This window comes from Kineococcus halophytocola (genome assembly GCF_041276425.1).
GTDB classification, from domain to species: domain Bacteria; phylum Actinomycetota; class Actinomycetes; order Actinomycetales; family Kineococcaceae; genus Kineococcus; species Kineococcus halophytocola.
The window spans coordinates 127,583-143,845 of sequence record NZ_JBGFTU010000003.1 but is presented as its reverse complement, the minus strand read 5'-3'; the positions used below and the strand labels follow the sequence as shown (position 1 = coordinate 143,845).

At 74.3% G+C, this 16,263-nt stretch carries 13 protein-coding genes; 9 read left to right on the top strand and 4 right to left on the bottom strand.

Annotated features, from left to right (window positions below; all coding sequences use genetic code 11):
* Nucleotides 1-1,050: an NAD(P)-dependent alcohol dehydrogenase gene (locus tag AB2L27_RS03610; protein WP_370440100.1), complete on the bottom strand. Its 1,050-nt coding sequence runs from the start codon at nucleotides 1,048-1,050 to the stop codon at nucleotides 1-3.
* 204 nt (nucleotides 1,051-1,254) lie between these two features.
* On the opposite strand from AB2L27_RS03610, the gene AB2L27_RS03605 reads away from it, so the two are divergent.
* The 3 genes from AB2L27_RS03605 (at nucleotide 1,255) to AB2L27_RS03595 (ending at nucleotide 4,519) form a co-directional block, all read left to right on the top strand.
* On the top strand, nucleotides 1,255-1,464 hold the full coding sequence (locus tag AB2L27_RS03605) for a hypothetical protein (RefSeq protein WP_370440099.1): 210 nt from the start codon (nucleotides 1,255-1,257) through the stop codon (nucleotides 1,462-1,464).
* 4 nt (nucleotides 1,465-1,468) lie between these two features.
* A complete protein-coding gene (locus AB2L27_RS03600; RefSeq protein WP_370440098.1) occupies nucleotides 1,469-3,358 on the top strand; it encodes a thioredoxin-like domain-containing protein in 1,890 nt (629 codons plus the stop codon).
* Between the two features lie 78 nt (nucleotides 3,359-3,436).
* Nucleotides 3,437-4,519 carry an arabinan endo-1,5-alpha-L-arabinosidase gene (locus tag AB2L27_RS03595; RefSeq protein ID WP_370440097.1) on the top strand — a complete coding sequence of 361 codons (1,083 nt, stop codon included), beginning with the start codon at nucleotides 3,437-3,439 and terminating at the stop codon, nucleotides 4,517-4,519.
* Between the two features lie 171 nt (nucleotides 4,520-4,690).
* Here AB2L27_RS03595 and pgi read toward each other — a convergent pair whose 3' ends face one another.
* Nucleotides 4,691-6,409, bottom strand: coding sequence for a glucose-6-phosphate isomerase (gene pgi, locus AB2L27_RS03590; protein ID WP_370440096.1), 1,719 nt, complete (start codon nucleotides 6,407-6,409; stop codon nucleotides 4,691-4,693).
* 138 nt (nucleotides 6,410-6,547) lie between these two features.
* On the opposite strand from pgi, the gene AB2L27_RS03585 reads away from it, so the two are divergent.
* The 6 genes from AB2L27_RS03585 (at nucleotide 6,548) to AB2L27_RS03560 (ending at nucleotide 13,036) form a co-directional block, all read left to right on the top strand.
* Nucleotides 6,548-7,537, top strand: coding sequence for a bifunctional riboflavin kinase/FAD synthetase (locus AB2L27_RS03585; RefSeq protein ID WP_370440095.1), 990 nt, complete (start codon nucleotides 6,548-6,550; stop codon nucleotides 7,535-7,537).
* A gap of 144 nt (nucleotides 7,538-7,681) precedes the next feature.
* Nucleotides 7,682-7,951, top strand: a complete 270-nt coding sequence (gene rpsO, locus AB2L27_RS03580) for a 30S ribosomal protein S15 (RefSeq protein ID WP_370440094.1) — start codon at nucleotides 7,682-7,684, stop codon at nucleotides 7,949-7,951.
* A gap of 251 nt (nucleotides 7,952-8,202) precedes the next feature.
* Nucleotides 8,203-10,446: a polyribonucleotide nucleotidyltransferase gene (locus AB2L27_RS03575; protein WP_370440093.1), complete on the top strand. Its 2,244-nt coding sequence runs from the start codon at nucleotides 8,203-8,205 to the stop codon at nucleotides 10,444-10,446.
* 1 nt (nucleotide 10,447) lies between these two features.
* Entirely contained in the window at nucleotides 10,448-11,821 is a 1,374-nt protein-coding gene (locus tag AB2L27_RS03570; RefSeq protein ID WP_370440092.1) for a M16 family metallopeptidase, read from the top strand.
* Nucleotides 11,818-12,576: a 4-hydroxy-tetrahydrodipicolinate reductase gene (gene dapB, locus AB2L27_RS03565; RefSeq protein WP_370440091.1), complete on the top strand. Its 759-nt coding sequence runs from the start codon at nucleotides 11,818-11,820 to the stop codon at nucleotides 12,574-12,576. The genes AB2L27_RS03570 and dapB overlap by 4 nt, the downstream gene beginning before the upstream one ends.
* A 16-nt stretch (nucleotides 12,577-12,592) precedes the next feature.
* On the top strand, nucleotides 12,593-13,036 hold the full coding sequence (locus AB2L27_RS03560; RefSeq protein ID WP_370440090.1) for a hypothetical protein: 444 nt from the start codon (nucleotides 12,593-12,595) through the stop codon (nucleotides 13,034-13,036).
* 38 nt (nucleotides 13,037-13,074) lie between these two features.
* On the opposite strand, the gene AB2L27_RS03555 is transcribed toward AB2L27_RS03560, so the two are convergent.
* Together AB2L27_RS03555 and AB2L27_RS03550 are read right to left on the bottom strand one after the other, a co-directional pair.
* On the bottom strand, nucleotides 13,075-15,429 hold the full coding sequence (locus AB2L27_RS03555; RefSeq protein ID WP_370440089.1) for a glycoside hydrolase family 65 protein: 2,355 nt from the start codon (nucleotides 15,427-15,429) through the stop codon (nucleotides 13,075-13,077).
* Nucleotides 15,426-16,196 carry an HAD family hydrolase gene (locus AB2L27_RS03550; RefSeq protein ID WP_370440088.1) on the bottom strand — a complete coding sequence of 257 codons (771 nt, stop codon included), beginning with the start codon at nucleotides 16,194-16,196 and terminating at the stop codon, nucleotides 15,426-15,428. Before AB2L27_RS03550 ends, AB2L27_RS03555 begins: the two co-directional genes overlap by 4 nt.
* Nucleotides 16,197-16,263: the final 67 nt, after the last annotated feature.

The following is a 16,263-nucleotide window of genomic DNA, read 5'->3' as shown; positions in this document are numbered from 1 at the left end:
TCAGTTCCCCCCGGGGGCGTCGACCACCACGACGGCCTTCATGCTCGAGGGGTCGGAGTCGGAGTTCAGCGCCTCCTCGACCTGCTCCAGCGGGTACCGGGCGGTGACCATGTCGTCCAGGTGCACGGCCCCCGACGTGGTCAGCGCGATGCCGCGCGGCCAGGTGTCGACGTAGCGGAAGACGCCGGTGACGGTGATCTCGCGGGTGGCGATGAGCTGGACCGGCAGCGGCATCTCCTCCGCACCCAGCCCGACGAGGACGACCGTGCCGCCCCCGCGGGTGGAGGCGATCCCGGACAGCACCGCCGGGGTCGCCCCGGAGCAGTCGATGAACGCGTCGGCGCGCAGCGCGGCGATCTCCTCGCCGTCGGCGACCGGGTGCAGGGCGCGGGTGGCGCCGAAGGAGGTGATGCGTTCGCGGCGGGAGTCGACGAAGTCGGTGACGATCACGTCGGTGGCTCCGCGGGCGCGCACGGCCTGGGCGCACATGGCCCCGATGGGGCCGGCGCCGGCGATGAGGACCTGGTCCCCGGGGCCCACGTCGGCCTTGTGGGCGGCCCACAGGCCCACGCTGAGGGGTTCCAGCAGGGCCGCGGCCTCGTCGGACAGGCTGTCGGGGACGGTGAACGCCTGGTCGGCGGGGGCGGTGACGTAGTCGCAGAACGTCCCGTCGAAGGGGGGTGTGGCGTAGAAGCGCATGAACGGGCACAGGTTGGACCGGCCGGTCTTGCACTGCCGGCACTGCCGGCAGGGGACCTGGGGGTCGATGGCGACGCGGTCGCCGACGCGGGACTCGGGGACTCCGCGGCCGACGGAGACGACGGTGCCGGAGACCTCGTGGCCCAGGACGAGGGGGGCGGTGACGACCATGTCGCCGATGCGGCCGTGCTGGTAGTAGTGCACGTCGGAGCCGCAGACGCCGACGGCGGCGACGCGGACGAGGACCTCGCCGTCGGCGGGGGTGGGGACGGGGCGTTCCTGCATCTCGATGACGCCCTGGCGCAGCAGGACGCTGGCCCGCATCGTCGTGGGGACGGTGGTCGCGGTCATGGCGGTTCTCCTCGTCGAGGGCGTCGGACGGCGGGACGGTGGTGCAACGCTGCACGGAGCTTGCCAGGCCCCCGTCCCCGGGGGTGCGGACCCCCCGGGTCCCCGGGCCCGGGCCGTGGTCCGCGAGGCGCAGGCCGCCCCCTCCCGGCCCGCCCGGCCGGGCTCGCGGTGCGACAGTGGGGACCTGGGCCGACGTGGGGGCAGGTGAGCAGCGTGGACGGGACGCACGACGTGGACGGCGCGGGGCACGGGGAGCCGGGGCCCGACCCGCGGGCCCGCTGGCGCACGCTGCCGCCGCGCCCGCGGCCGGAGGACACGATCGCCGAGGTCGACGTGGGGCCGGTGCCCGAACCGGGGCCCTCGCAGGACCCCAACCGGGCGGCGGTGCTGCGCTTCCCGTTCCCGGGCGCCTGACCCGGTGGGCACCGGCCGGGGCCCTCGCGTCCGGGCGCCCCGGCTGCAGGGGCGCCGCTGGCTGAACTCCACCGGCCTGTCCCCGGCGGACCTGCGCGGGTCGGTGGTGCTGCTGGACTTCTGGACGAGCTCGTGCGTGAACTGCCTGCACGTCCTGGCCGAGCTGCGGCCCCTGCAGGAGCGGTTCGCCGACGTCCTGGTGACCGTCGGGGTGCACTCCCCGAAGTTCCCGCACGAGGCCGACCCGCCGGCCCTGGACGCGGCCGTGGACCGGCTCGGGGTGCACCACCCCGTCCTCGACGACGCCGACCTGCTCACGTGGGGGGCGTACGCGGCGCGCGCGTGGCCGACGCTGGTCGTCGTGGACCCCGAGGGGTACGTCGTCTCCTCGGTCTCCGGGGAGGGGCACGCCGCGGAGCTGGAACTCCTCGTGGCCGACCTCGTCGCCGAGCACGACCGGCGCGGGACGTTGCGGCGCAGCGGGTCCACCGCGCCCCCGCCGCCACCGGGGCGAACGGGCCTGCGGTTCCCGGCCCGCGCCCTGCCCCTGACCGGTGGCACCGTCCTGGTGGCCGACGCCGGGCACCACCGGCTCGTGGAGCTGGAGGCGGACCTGAGCACGCACCGGCGGCACCTGGGCACGGGGGAGCCGGGGCTGGTCGACGGCAGGGCCGCGCGCTTCGCGGGGCCGCAGGGCCTGGCGCTGCTGCCGGGGGACGTCGCGGCCCGGGTCGGGTACGACGTCGTCGTCGCCGACACGCAGAACCACGCGCTGCGCGGGGTCCGGCTGGCCGACGGCGACGTGCGCACCGTGGCCGGGACCGGCCGGCCGCTGCGGCGCCGGGAGGGTGGGGGACCGGCGCTGGGGCAGGACCTGTCGAGCCCGTGGGACGTGGCCTGGTTCGACGGCCAGCTCGTCGTGGCGATGGCCGGGGTGCACCAGTTGTGGGCCTTCGACCCCGAGCCCGGTCTCGTCCGGGTCCTGGCCGGCACGACGGCCGAGGGGTTGCGGGACGGGCCGGCGGAGTCGGCGTGGTGCGCCCAGCCCTCGGGGCTGGCCGCGGGTGCCGGCGGGCGGGTCCTGTGGTTCGTCGACGCCGAGACGTCGGCGCTGCGCAGCCTGCGCCGCAGCGGGTCCGGTGCGGGGGAGCCGGACCGCGGCGTGCCCGTCGTCACCGACCACCGCTTCGCCAACGTCGACCCCGTCGCCCGCCCCGGCTACGTGGTCCGCACGCACGTGGGGGCCGGGTTGTTCGAGTTCGGGTCCCTCGACGGCCCGGCCGCGCGGGCCCGGTTCCAGCACCCGCTCGGGGTCGCGGTCGCACCCGACGGGACGGTCCTGGTGGCCGACACCTTCAACGGGGCGGTCCGGCGCTACGACCCGGTCGCGGACGCGGTGACGACGGTCCTGACCGACCTGGCCGAACCCGTCGACGTCCTGCCCGACGGGGCGGGGCTCACCACGGTGGACAGCGCCGCGCACCGGCTGGTCCGGGACCTCGCCCCCGGCGGCGAGCGCCGCGCGAGGGTGCCGCGGGCCGACCTGCGGCCGGGGGAGGTGGCGCTGGAGGTGGTCTTCGCGCCGCCGCCGGGCCGCCACCTCGACGACAGGGCCGGCGGGGGGACCCACCTGGACGTCACCGCGACCCCGCCGGACCTGCTGAGCGCGGGAACCGGTGCGGGGCCGGGCCTGTCGCGCCCCGTCGTCCTGACCGGGGAAGGGACCGGGGGAGTGACCGGGGGAGTGCTGCACGTGAGCGCTCGGGCGGCCTCGTGCGACGTGGCCGCGGGGGCCGGGGCGGCCTGCCACCTGCACCGCGCGCGGTGGGACGTCCCGGTGCGGGTCGTGGCCGGCGGGGACGACCGGCTGGTGCTCACGCTGCCCGCCGACTGAGAACTCCCTCTGTACATCGTTGCACGCAAGGGGCAGTCTGTGGCCGACCGACCTCGACGACGAGAGCGAGACCACGTTGTGGACGTCTCCACCAGCCCCCGCCGCACCCACCGCCGCACGCTCGCCGCGACCCTCGCGGTGCTGGCCCTGGCCCTCCCGGCGGCCCCGGCCCACGCGGCGAAGGGGCCCGGGCAGGGCCCGCCCCCGACCGGCAAGCTCGTCATGACCGGTGACGTGGGCGACTACGTCGAGGGTGTCGTGGACGACCCGGTGCACGACCCCACGCTGTTCTCCGACCGCGGCGTCCACTACGTCGCCTCCACCGGGATCGCGAACGCGGACGACCCCGGCGGCATCTTCCTGCGCCGCTCCGACCGGTCCCTGGCCGGGCCCTGGGTCTCCCTGGGGGCCATCGACCTGCCCCGGTGGACGCGCGACTACGGCGTCGCCCACCTGTGGGCCCCGCACGTCGTCGAACGCGGCGGGACGTTCTACCTGTACTACGCGGCGTCCTCGTTCGGGACGAACCGCTCGGCCATCGGGCTGGCCACGACGCGCACGCCCGGGGACCTGGGCAGCTGGGTCGACCACGGCCCGGTGCTGACCTCCGACGCGGGTGACGACTACAACGCCATCGACCCCGACGTCTACCAGGCGGGCGGGAAGTGGTGGATCGCGTTCGGGTCGTTCTGGAGCGGCATCCAGGTGCAGGAACTGCGGGACATGGACACCCCCGTCGGACCGGTCCGGCACCTGGCCAGCAACCCCGAGGTCCCGCCGAACGCGATCGAGAACCCGCAGGTGTTCCGGCACGGCGGGTACTGGTACCTCACCGCGAGCTGGGGTTTCTGCTGCCGCGGCGTGGACAGCACGTACGAGACCGTCGTGGGCCGCTCCACCAGCCCCACCGGCCCGTTCGTGGACCGCGCCGGGGTTCCGATGACCGACGGCGGGGGGACCTCGCTGCTGCGCACGCGGGGCAACCAGGTCGGCCCCGGTGCCCTCGACGTCCTGCGGGAGCGGGGTCGCACGTACGCCGTGCACCACTACTACGACGCCCGCACCGGCGGCACGATCCGCATGCAGGTGCGCGAGGTCGAGTGGGCCGACGGGTGGCCGGTGTTCTCCTACGGTCCCGGCGACGGTGAACCCCCGGCCTGAGGTCCGCCACCGCCGGGTCCGGGGAACCGTTGGACCCCACCGCCGCTGGGGGGCCCCACCGGGCCCCCCCGCCCGCCGGGCCGCGCGGGGCGTCAGGGGCGGGGCAGCGCGCGGCGGGGGGGCCCCCCGGGCCCCCGCAGCGCGCCGGTCCGCGCGGACCGGCCGGGCCGGTCAGCGGTCGCGGTGCTCCAGGTAGTACCGGATGAGCGACCCGGTCGAGGGGTCCTGCGCGTCCAGCGCCGCGGTGTCGCCGGTCAGCGCCGGGGCGATCTCCAGGGCGAGCTTCTTGCCCAGTTCCACGCCCCACTGGTCGAAGCTGTCGATGCCCCACACGGCGCCCTCGACGAACGTGATGTGCTCGTAGAGCGCGATGAGCTGGCCGAGCACCGACGGGGTGAGCGCGGGCGCCATGATCGACGTCGTGGGCCGGTTCCCGGAGAACACCCGCGCGGGCACGACGTCCTCGGCCGTGCCCTCGGCGCGGACCTCCTCGGCGGACTTGCCGAACGCCAGCGCCTTGGTCTGGGCGAAGAAGTTCGCCATGAACAGGGCGTGCACGTCGGCCCCGTCGGCGGCCTCGTCGACCAGCGGGTGGGTCGGGGTGGCGAAGGCGATGAAGTCGGCCGGGATCACCCGCGTCCCCTGGTGGATGAGCTGGTAGAACGCGTGCTGGCCGTTGGTGCCGGGTTCGCCCCAGAACACCTCACCGGTGTCGGTGGTGACGGGTTCGCCGTCGTAGCGGACCGACTTCCCGTTCGACTCCATCGTCAGCTGCTGCAGGTAGGCCGCGAACCGGTGCAGGTACTGCGAGTAGGGCAGCACCGCGTGGGTGTGGGCGTCGAGGAAGTTCACGTACCAGACGTTGAGCAGGCCCATGAGCAGCGGCACGTTCTTCGCCGGCTCGGTCGTGCGGAAGTGCTCGTCGACGGTGTGGAACCCGGCGAGGAACTCCCGGAAGGCCTCCGGCCCGACCGCGACGGCGAGCGACGTGCCGATGGCGGAGTCGACGGAGTAGCGCCCGCCCACCCAGTCCCAGAACCCGAACGCGTTGGCCGGGTCGATGCCGAAGGCCTCGACCTTCTCCAGCGCGGTCGACACGGCCACGAAGTGCTTCGCGACGGCGCCCCGGCGGGCCTCCTCGGAGTCCTCCAGGGCCCCCGCCCCGGACAGCTCGCGCCACAGCCACGCCCGCGCCAGGCGCGCGTTGGTCAGGGTCTCCAGCGTGCCGAACGTCTTGGACGCCACGATGAACAGCGTCGTCTCGGGGTCGAGGTCCTTCGTCGTCTCGGCCACGTCGGTGGGGTCGATGTTGGAGACGAAGCGGCACTCCAGCCCGGCCTGCACGTACGGCTTGAGGGCCTCGTAGGCCATGACCGGGCCCAGGTCGGACCCGCCGATGCCGATGTTGACGACGTGGGTGATGGCCTTGCCCGTCACCCCCGTCCACTCCCCGCTGCGGACGGCGCCGGCGAAGGCGAACACCTTCTCCAGCTCGGCCTGCACGTCGGCGTCGACGTCCTGGCCGTCGACGACGAGGGCGGGGGAGGCCCCCGGCGGGCGGCGCAGGGCGGTGTGCAGGACGGCGCGGTCCTCGGTGACGTTGATGTGCTCACCGGCGAACATCGCGTCGCGGCGGGCCAGGACGCCGGTCTGCTCGGCCAGCTGCAGCAGGGCCTGCACCGTCTCGGCGGTCACGAGGTTCTTCGACAGGTCGACGAACAGGTCGCCCACGCCGAAGCTCAGCTGCTGCGCCCGCGCGGGGTCGGCGGCGAACCAGCCCGCCAGGTCCGGCGTGGTGGCCTCGCGGTGGGCGCTCAGCGCGGACCAGGCCGCCGTGGTGGTCGGGTCGACGGGTCCCGTCACCCGGTCGTCGCTCGTGGCCTCGGTCATCTGGGTCCTCCTGTGCTGCGGCCCGGGGGCCGGCTCTGGTCGGTCGGTGCGTGCGCTGGTCCACGACGGTGGGTCCCGCCCACGACGCTAGCCAGCCCGCGTTCGGGGCGCGCGACCGGCTGCTGGCACAGTGTCCGCGTGCAGCGGTGGGAAGACCTGTCAGACGTCGAACCGGGGTTCGGCCGCTCCGTCGTCACCATCGGCAACTTCGACGGTGTCCACCGCGGCCACGCCGCCGTGCTCGGGCGGGTCGTCGACCTGGCCCGCGGTCGCGGTCTGGGCTCGGTCGCGGTCACCTTCGACCCGCACCCGCTGCAGGTCCTGGACCCCGACCGCGCCCCCGGTCTGCTGACCGGTCTGGACCACCGCCTGGACCTGCTGGAGCGCACGGGCCTGGACGCCGTGCTCGTCATGCGCTTCACCCGGGAGCTGGCCTCCTGGAGCCCCGAGCGCTTCGTGGAGGACGTCTTCGTCGGCGCGCTGCGCGCGCAGGTGGTCGTCGTGGGCCACGACGTGCGGTTCGGGCGGGCCAACGCCGGGGACCTGTCGACCATGCAGGAGCTGGGCCGCCGGCACGGTTTCGAGGTGGTCGTCCTGGACGACCTCGGCGACGGCGGAGGCGACGGGGGCGAGGGGGGCGGGGCCGGGGAGCAGCGCTGGAGCTCGACCGCCGTCCGCGAGGCGCTGGCCGCCGGCGACGTGGACCGGGCGGCCCGGATGCTGGGCCACCCGCACCGCGTCAGCTCCACCGTCGTGCACGGGGACCACCGCGGCCGGGAGCTGGGCTACCCCACGGCCAACCTCGACACCGGGGAGTCCGTCGGGCTCGTGCCGGCCGACGGCGTCTACGCGGGCTGGCTGACCCGGCCCGGCGGGGCGCGGCTGGCCGCGGCCGTGTCCATCGGGACGAACCCGACCTTCGACGGGGTCCGCCGCCAGGTCGAGGCGTACTGCCTGCCCGGTCAGCCCGGGGCCGGCCCCGACGACGTCCTGGACCTGTACGGCGAGCGGGTCGACCTGGACTTCGTGGCCCACCTGCGCCCGACGCTGCGCTTCGAGGGCATCGGCCCGCTGGTGGAGCAGATGGAGCGCGACGTCGCCCGCTGCCGCGCGCTGCTGCTGGGCTGAGGCCCGTCGGGGGCGCGCCGGGGGCGCGTCGGGGTGCGGACGCGCCGCTGGTAGCCTGGTCCCTGCCGTTCGATCGGCCGCGGACCCAGAGCGCCCGGGTGGATCAGCCCCGAGGCACCGCGCAACGAGTGCAAGGAGAGACGAGTGCCCCTCGACGCCGCCACGAAGCAGAAGATCATGGCCGAGTACGCCACCAGCGAGGGCGACACCGGCTCGCCCGAGGTCCAGGTCGCGATGCTGACCCAGCGCATCCGCGACCTCACGGAGCACCTCAAGACGCACCAGCACGACCACCACAGCCGCCGCGGGCTGCTGCTGCTGGTCGGTCAGCGTCGCAACCTGCTGAAGTACATGGCCAAGAAGGACATCAACCGCTACCGCTCGATCATCGAGCGACTGGGCATCCGTCGCTGACCCACCGGTCAGGGACCTGACGCGACAGGGGTGGTCCCACGACACGGGGCCACCCCTGTTGCGCGTCCGCGCCGCACTCGCGGCAGACTCGCCGGTGCACCACCTGCGAGCAGCACACCCAGCGGTACCGCGCAGCGCCGCACCGGTCCTCGGTAGTGGCCCCCGGACGTCCCAGGTCCTCCTGGGTCTTCCGTGGGTCTCGATCGAAGGCCGGAGCGCGCGGGTGCCGCGCCAACCCGGAGGAGGAACCCGTGGAGGGTCCTGAGATCACCGCCGCCGAAGCCGTCCTGGACAACGGCTCGTTCGGCACCCGCACCGTCCGCTTCGAGACCGGCCGCCTGGCCAAGCAGGCCGCCGGTTCCGCGAGCGTCTACCTCGACGGCGAGACGTTCCTGCTGAGCGCCACGACCGCCGGCAAGTCCCCCAAGGACCAGTTCGACTTCTTCCCCCTGACGATCGACGTGGAGGAGCGCAGCTACGCCGCGGGCAAGATCCCCGGCTCGTTCTTCCGCCGCGAGGGCCGCCCCTCGACCGAGGCGATCCTGGCCTGCCGCCTCATCGACCGCCCGCTGCGCCCCAGCTTCGTCAAGGGCCTGCGCAACGAGGTCCAGGTCGTCGTGTCCGTCATGGCGATCCACCCCGACGACGCCTACGACGTCGTGGCCATCAACGCCGCCTCGATGTCGACCCAGCTCTCCGGCCTGCCGTTCTCCGGCCCGGTCGGCGGCGTGCGCGTCGCCCTCATCGACGGCCAGTGGGTCGCGTTCCCGCGCTACTCCGAGATCGAGCGCGCCGTGTTCGACATGGTCGTCGCCGGTCGCGTCGTGACCGCCGCGGACGGCACCGAGGACGTCGCGATCATGATGGTCGAGGCCGAGGCGACCGAGGGGTCCTGGAACCTCATCAAGGACCAGGGCGCCACCGCCCCCACCGAGGAGGTCGTGGCCCAGGGCCTGGAGGCCGCCAAGCCGCACATCGCCAAGCTCGTCAAGGCCCAGGCCGAGGTCGCCGCGAAGGCCGCCAAGCCGACCGCGGAGTTCCCGCTGTTCCCCGACTACGCCGAGGACACCTACCAGGCCGTCTTCGACGCCTCGGCGACCGAGCTGGCCGCCGCGCTGGCCATCGCCGGCAAGCAGGAGCGCGAGACCCGGATCGACGAGATCAAGGACCGCGTCAAGGGTGAGCTCGCCGAGGCCTTCGCGGGCCGCGAGAAGGAGGTCTCCGCGGCCTACCGCTCGGTGCAGAAGGCCCTGATCCGCCAGCGCATCCTCAAGGACAAGGTCCGCATCGACGGGCGCGGGCTGGCCGACATCCGGACGCTGTCCGCCGAGGTCGAGGTCCTGCCCCGCGTGCACGGCTCGGCGCTGTTCGAGCGCGGGGAGACCCAGATCCTGGGTGTCACCACGCTGAACATGCTCCGCATGGAGCAGCAGCTCGACACGCTGTCCCCGGTGACGCGCAAGCGCTACATGCACAACTACAACTTCCCGCCGTACTCGACCGGTGAGACCGGCCGCGTCGGCTCGCCCAAGCGGCGCGAGATCGGGCACGGCGCCCTGGCCGAGCGCGCGATCGTCCCCGTCCTGCCGGCCCGCGAGGAGTTCCCCTACGCGATCCGCCAGGTCTCCGAGGCGCTGGGCTCCAACGGTTCCACCTCGATGGGCTCGGTCTGCGCCTCGACGCTGTCGCTGCTCAACGCCGGTGTCCCGCTGCGCGCCCCCGTCGCCGGCATCGCCATGGGCCTGGTCTCCGACACCGTCGAGGGCCAGACGCAGTACGCGGCGCTGACCGACATCCTCGGCGCCGAGGACGCGTTCGGGGACATGGACTTCAAGGTGGCCGGCACCAAGGAGTTCGTCACCGCGATCCAGCTCGACACCAAGCTCGACGGGATCCCGGCCTCGGTCCTGGCCGGGGCGCTGACCCAGGCCCGCGACGCGCGCCTGTACATCCTGGACGTCATGGCCGAGGCCATCGACACCCCGGACGAGATGTCGCCGACCGCGCCGCGCATCATCACCGTCAAGGTCCCCGTGGACAAGATCGGCGAGGTCATCGGGCCCAAGGGCAAGATGATCAACCAGATCCAGGAGGACACCGGCGCCGACATCTCCATCGAGGACGACGGCACGGTGTTCATCGGGGCCGTCGACGGTCCCTCGGCGGAGGCGGCCCGCGCGGCGGTCAACGCCATCGCCAACCCGACGATGCCCGAGGTCGGCGAGCGCTACCTCGGCACCGTCGTCAAGACGACGACCTTCGGCGCGTTCGTCTCGCTCATGCCCGGCAAGGACGGCCTGCTGCACATCTCCCAGCTGCGCAAGCTGTCCGGCGGCAAGCGCGTGGACAACGTCGAGGACGTCGTCTCGGTGGGCCAGAAGGTCCAGGTCGAGATCGCCGAGATCGACCCGCGCGGCAAGCTGTCGCTCGTGCCGGTCGTCGCCGAGGAGGCCGCCGAGGGTTCCGCCGACGCGGCCGAGACGGCCGACGCCTGAGGTGACGTCGAACCCGACCGGGAACCCCGTCGAGCTGCCCACCGTGGCGGCCGGCGGGGTTCCCGCTACCACCGTCCTGTCGGACTCCGGCGGGGCCCTCGTCCAGCGCACGGTCCTGCCGTGCGGTGCGCGCGTGCTGACCGAGGCCATGCCGGGCCAGCGCTCGGCGAGCATCGGCTGCTGGGTCGGCGTCGGCTCGCGCGACGAGACGAGGGGCCACTTCGGCTCCACGCACTTCCTGGAGCACCTGCTGTTCAAGGGCACCGAGCGCCGGGACGCGATGGACATCGCCTCGGCCTTCGACGCCGTCGGCGGGGAGGCCAACGCCGCCACCGGCAAGGAGCACACGACCTACTACGCCCGGGTCCTGGACTCCGACCTGCCGATGGCCATCGACGTCGTGACCGACATGGTCACCTCCGCCGTCCTGGACGACGACGACTTCACCAGCGAGCGCGAGGTCATCCTCGAGGAGCTGGCGATGAACGACGACGACCCCGGTGACGTCGCGCACGAGCGCTTCGCCGAGCTCGTCCTGGGCGAGCACCCGCTGGCCCGGCCCATCGGGGGCACCCCCGAGACCATCCGGGCCGTCGGGCGCGACGACGTGTGGGCGCACTACCGCGAGCACTACCAGCCCTCCACCCTCGTGTTCACCGCCGCCGGCGGCCTGGACCACGACGAGGTCGTGGCGACGGTGCAGCGCGAGCTGGACCGCGCCGCGGGTGACCTCGGGCAGGCCGCCCCGCGTCCGCGCCGGGTCAGCGGTGAGGTGGCCGGCGGTCTGGACCGCGGTCGCGCGCTCGTCGTGGACCGCCAGACCGAGCAGGCGCACGTCCTGCTCGGCATGACGGGCATCACCGCGACCGACCCGCGCCGGTTCACGCTGTCGGTGCTCAACGCCGTCCTGGGCGGCGGGATGAGCTCGCGGCTGTTCCAGGAGGTCCGCGAGAAGCGCGGTCTGGCGTACTCGGTGTACTCGTTCAACGCCAACTACGCCGACTCCGGTTACGTGGGCCTGTACGCCGGGTGCTCCCCGGCCAAGGCCGCGCAGGTCAGCGACCTCATGCTCGCCGAGCTCGTGGAGCTGGGGGAGACGCCGCTGGAGGCCGAGGAGCTGGCCCGCGGGATCGGTCAGCTCACCGGCGGTCTCGTGCTGGGCCTGGAGGACTCCGGCTCGCGGATGAACCGCCTGGGCAAGTCCGAGCTGACCCACGGGCAGTTCCTCGACGTCGACACGGTGCTGGCCCGCATCCGCTCGGTCACGGCCGAGCAGGTGCAGGAGATGGCGGCCGACCTGCTGCGCCGCCCGCGGTCGGTGACCGTGGTCGGTCCCTTCGGGGACGACACCGGCTTCACCGGGGTCGTGCAGTGACGAGCCCCGACGCGGCTGCGGTGCGGGTCTCGGTGGCGGGGGCGCGCGGGCGGATGGGTTCGCTCGCCGTCGCCGCCGTCGAGGCCGCGCCCGACCTCGACCTCCTCGCCGCGCTCGGTCGCGGGGACGACCTGGCCGCGGCCGCCGGCAGCGACGTCTTCGTCGACCTCACGGTGCCCGACCAGGTCATGGGCAACGTCGAGTGGGCCTTGGCCCACGGGATGCACGTCGTCACCGGCACCACGGGGTTCACGCCCGAGCGCGTGGCGCAGGTGCAGCAGTGGGCGCGGGCGGCGGACCGCAACGTCCTCATCGCGACGAACTTCGGCATCGGCGCGGTGCTCGTCATGCAGCTCGCGGCCAAGGCCGCGAAGTTCTTCGAGTCCGTCGAGGTCGTCGAGCTGCACCACCCGGACAAGGTCGACGCCCCCAGCGGCTCGGCCATCCGCACCGCTAGGCTCATCGCGGCCGCGCGCGCCGAGGCCGGTCTCGGCGCGGTGCCGGACGCCACGACGACGGAGCTGCCCGGGGCCCGCGGCGCGGTCGTCGACGGCATCCACGTGCACGCCGTCCGGATGCGGGGGATGACCGCGCACCAGGAGGTCGTCCTCGGCGGTCCGGGGGAGACCCTGACCCTGCGCGACGACACCTACGACCGGGCCGCCTACATGCCCGGTCTGCTCGTGGGGGTCCGTCAGGTCGCCTCCCGGCCGGGTGTGACGGTCGGTCTCGAGCACTACCTCGACCTGGGCTGACGGGGGAGCGGCGGGCGTGCGCACCAAGGTCGTCGTCGCGGTGAGCGTCGCCGCGCTGCTGTTCTACTTCGTCTTCCTCGGCCGCCTGGGCTACGAGCTGATCCGGACCGGGCAGTGGGCGGGCGTCCTCCTGGGGATCGCCCTGTTCCTGCTGCCGCTCGTGGGGCTGTGGGCCGTGGTGCGCGAGCTGCTGTTCGGGCTGGCGACCGAGCGGCTGGGCCGCGAGCTCGCCGCGCGCGGGGAGCTGCCGCTGGACGACCTCGACCGCACCGCGGCCGGGCGCATCGACCGGGCCGCGGGCGCGCGCGCCTGGGAGCAGGCCCGGGCCGAGGTCGAGGCGTCCCCGCAGGACGCGGGGGCCTGGTACCGCCTCGCGATGGCCTACGACGCGGCCGGGGACCGTCGCCGCGGGCGGGCCGCGGCCCGCCACGCCGTGAAGCTGCACCGCTCGCCGTCCTGACGGGGTGGGTCACCGGTCACCGCGCCCGACGCCCGGGCTCACCCGGTGGGGTCGCGGTGGCGCGGGGCGCGCCCGGCTGGTTGCCGGGGTCGGGGCAGCAGGGGGGCCAGGGGCGTCACCGGCCGCGTCACCGGCTGCCCGGACCGCACGGTCAGCTCCTCCTCGCCGTGGCGCAGGTCGATGCTGGACCCGTGGTCGCGCACGGTGTACGTCACCTCCGTCCCGGTGACGTCGACGCACAGCTTGGCCGCCCGCCAGCGCACGGTGAACCGCAACCGGCTCAGCCCCGGGGGCAGGTGCGGGTCGAACCGCAGGGTGCCGCCGGAGTCGCGCATCCCGCCGAGGCCGTGCACCAGCGCCAGCCACGTCCCGGCCAGGGAGGCGATGTGCAACCCGTCGCCGGTGTTGTGGTGCAGGTTGCGCAGGTCCACGGTCGCGGCCTCGTAGACGTAGTCGTGGGCCAGGTCCAGGTGCCCGACCTCGGCCACCGTGATCGCCTGCACCGCAGCCGACAGCGAGGAGTCCCGCACGGTGCGCCGCTCGTAGTAGTCGACCGCGCGGGCCTTGTCCTGCGCGCTGAACGCGTCGGGGAACCAGAACAGCGCCATCTGCAGGTCGGCCTGCTTGACGACCTGGCGCCGGTAGAGGTCGAAGTAGGGGGAGTGCAGCAGCAGCGGGTACTCCCGGTGCGCTTCGAAGTCCCACTCCGGGCGCCGGGTGAACCCCTCGCACTGCTGGTGCACGCGCAGGTCCTCGTCGTAGGGCACGGTGACCGCGGCGGCCGCGTCCCGCCACGCGGCCTGCTCCTCCAGGTCCACCCCCAGGGACCGGGCCAGGTCGGGGTGGCGGCCGCACGCCTGCGCGGCCACCCGCAGGTTCTGCGCCGCGGCGAGGTTGGTGAAGACGTTGTCCACCACGACCGCGGTGTACTCGTCCGGGCCCGTGACCCCGGCCACGTGCCAGTGCCCCCGCGCGTCGTGGTGCCCCAGCGACATCCACAGCCGTGCGGTCTCGACGAGGACGAGCAGCCCCCCGTCGGTCTCCAGGTCCTCGCTGCCGGTCACCACCCGGTACCGCTCCACCGCGGCGGCGATGTCGGCGTTGACGTGGAACGCCGCGGTGCCGGCCGGCCAGTACCCGCTGGACTCCTGGCCGCGGATGGTCCGCCAGGGGAAGGCGGCCCCCCGCAGCCCGAGCTCACCGGCCCGCTGCCGCGCCGCGTCGACCGTGCGCGCGCGCCAGCGCAGGGCGTCGGCCACGGCCTGCGGGGCCGTGTACGTGAGCACCGGCAGCACGTAGGCCTCGGTGTCCCAGAAGACGTGCCCGTCGTAGCCCGGGCCGGTCAGCCCCTTGGCCGCGATGCCGCGCTGCTCGGCCCGCGCCCCGGCCTGCAGGACGTGGAACAGCGCGAACCGCACGGCCTGCTGGACCTCGGCGTCCCCCTCGACCTGCACGTCGGCGGCGTCCCAGAAGTCGTCGAGGTAGGCGCGCTGCTCGGCCAGCATCCCCGCGAACCCGGTGAACCGGGCACCGGAGAGCGCGCCGGCGACCTGGTCGCGCAGCGCCGGCGTGGAGCGCAGCGCCGACCAGCCGTAGGCCAGGTACTTCGTCAGCCGCAGCTCCTGCCCGGGCTCCAGGCTCGACACGACGGTCGTGCGGGCCCAGTCGTCGGCGGTGTGGGTGTCCAGGTCGGTCCGTCCGGGGGCCTGCACGTGGTTCTCCATGCCGGCGGCCATCTGCAGCCCGGTGGAGCGGGTGCGGTGCACCAGCGTGGCCCCGGCCGTCCCGCCGTCGCTCTCCACGGCCTGCAGCGGCGAGCGCAGCACCGCCGCCACCCGCGGGTCCCCGGACTGCTCGGGCATCGCGGCGTTGGCCACCAGCTCCGACTGCAGCGTGACCCGGACCGGTTCCCCGACGGCCTCGACGACGAACTCGACCGCGGCGCAGGCGCGCTGCACGAACGAGACCAGCCGGGTGGAGCGCACCCGCACGCGCTTGCCGGCCGGGGAGCACCAGTCCACCGTGCGGACCAGCGTGCCGGCCCGCAGGTCCAGGACGCGTTCGTGCGAGAGCAGCGTGCCGTAGCGCACGTCGAAGGGCTCGTCGTCGACCAGGAGCCGGACGAGCTTGCCGTCGGTGACGTTGACGACGCTCTGCCCCACCTCGGGGTAGCCGTACCCGGCCTCGGCGTAGGGCAGCGGCCGGTCCTCGTGGAAGGAGTTCAGGTAGGTCCCCGGCAGGGCGTGCGGTTCGCCCTCGTCCAGGTTGCCGCGGAACCCCAGGTGGCCGTTGGACAGCGCGAACACCGACTCGGAGGACCCCAGCAGGTCCAGCACGAGCTGCGTCTCGCGGACCTGCCAGGGTTCGACGGGGAAGGTGTCCTGGGTGATCACGACGACGTCTCGAGCAGGTCGGCCAGGTCGGTGACGACGACCGTCGCCCCGTGCTCGCGCAGCGCCTCGGCGTGCCCGGCCCGCCCCGGGGCCCGGTCGACCCCCACGACGGCGCCGAAACCCCCGGCGCGGCCGGCCCGCACCCCCGACAGCGCGTCCTCGAACACCGCCGCCCGCCCGGGCTCGACCCCCAGCGCACGGGCCCCGGCCAGGTAGCTGTCGGGCGCGGGCTTGCCGGCGATGTCCTGCTCGCGCAGGGTGACCCCGTCGATCCGGGCCTCGACGAACTCGCCCAGCCCGGTCACCTCCAGGACCCGCCGGGTGTTGGCGCTGGAGGAGACGACGGCGCGGCGCAGGCCGGCCTCGCGGGCGGCCCGCAGGTAGCGCCGCGACCCCTCGTACACCTCGACGCCGTCGGTCTCGATGCGCCGCAGCAGGTCCTCGTTCTTGCGGTTGCCCAGGCCGGCGACCGTGGTGTCCCCGTAGGCCTGGTCGGCGGGGTCGTCCGCCGACCCCTCCGGCAACGTGATCCCGCGCGAGGCGAGGAAGTCGCGCACCCCGTCGGCGCGGGGTTTGCCGTCGACGTGGCGGGCGTAGTCGTCCTCGGGGTCGAAGGGGCGGAACTCCTCCCCGGTGTGCTCGGCGCGGGCGCGCAGGAAGGCGTCGAACGTCGTCGTCCACGCGCGGTCGTGGACGGCGGCGGTGTCGGTGAGGACCCCGTCGAGGTCGAACAGCAGCGCGGTCACGTGGTCAGGGAGTCCCAGCACGTCCCGCACCCTAGGAGGGCGCCCCCGCCCGCGCAGGTCGGCCGCGCCCCACCTGCGCGGCCACCCG

What these genes read in the sequence shown, in the direction of transcription:
- pgi (WP_370440096.1), bottom strand. Translation starts at nt 6,409, where the DNA reads ATGACCGAGGCCACGAGCGACGACCGGGTGACGGGACCCGTCGACCCG.
- AB2L27_RS03610 (WP_370440100.1), bottom strand. Translation starts at nt 1,050, where the DNA reads ATGACCGCGACCACCGTCCCCACGACGATGCGGGCCAGCGTCCTGCTG.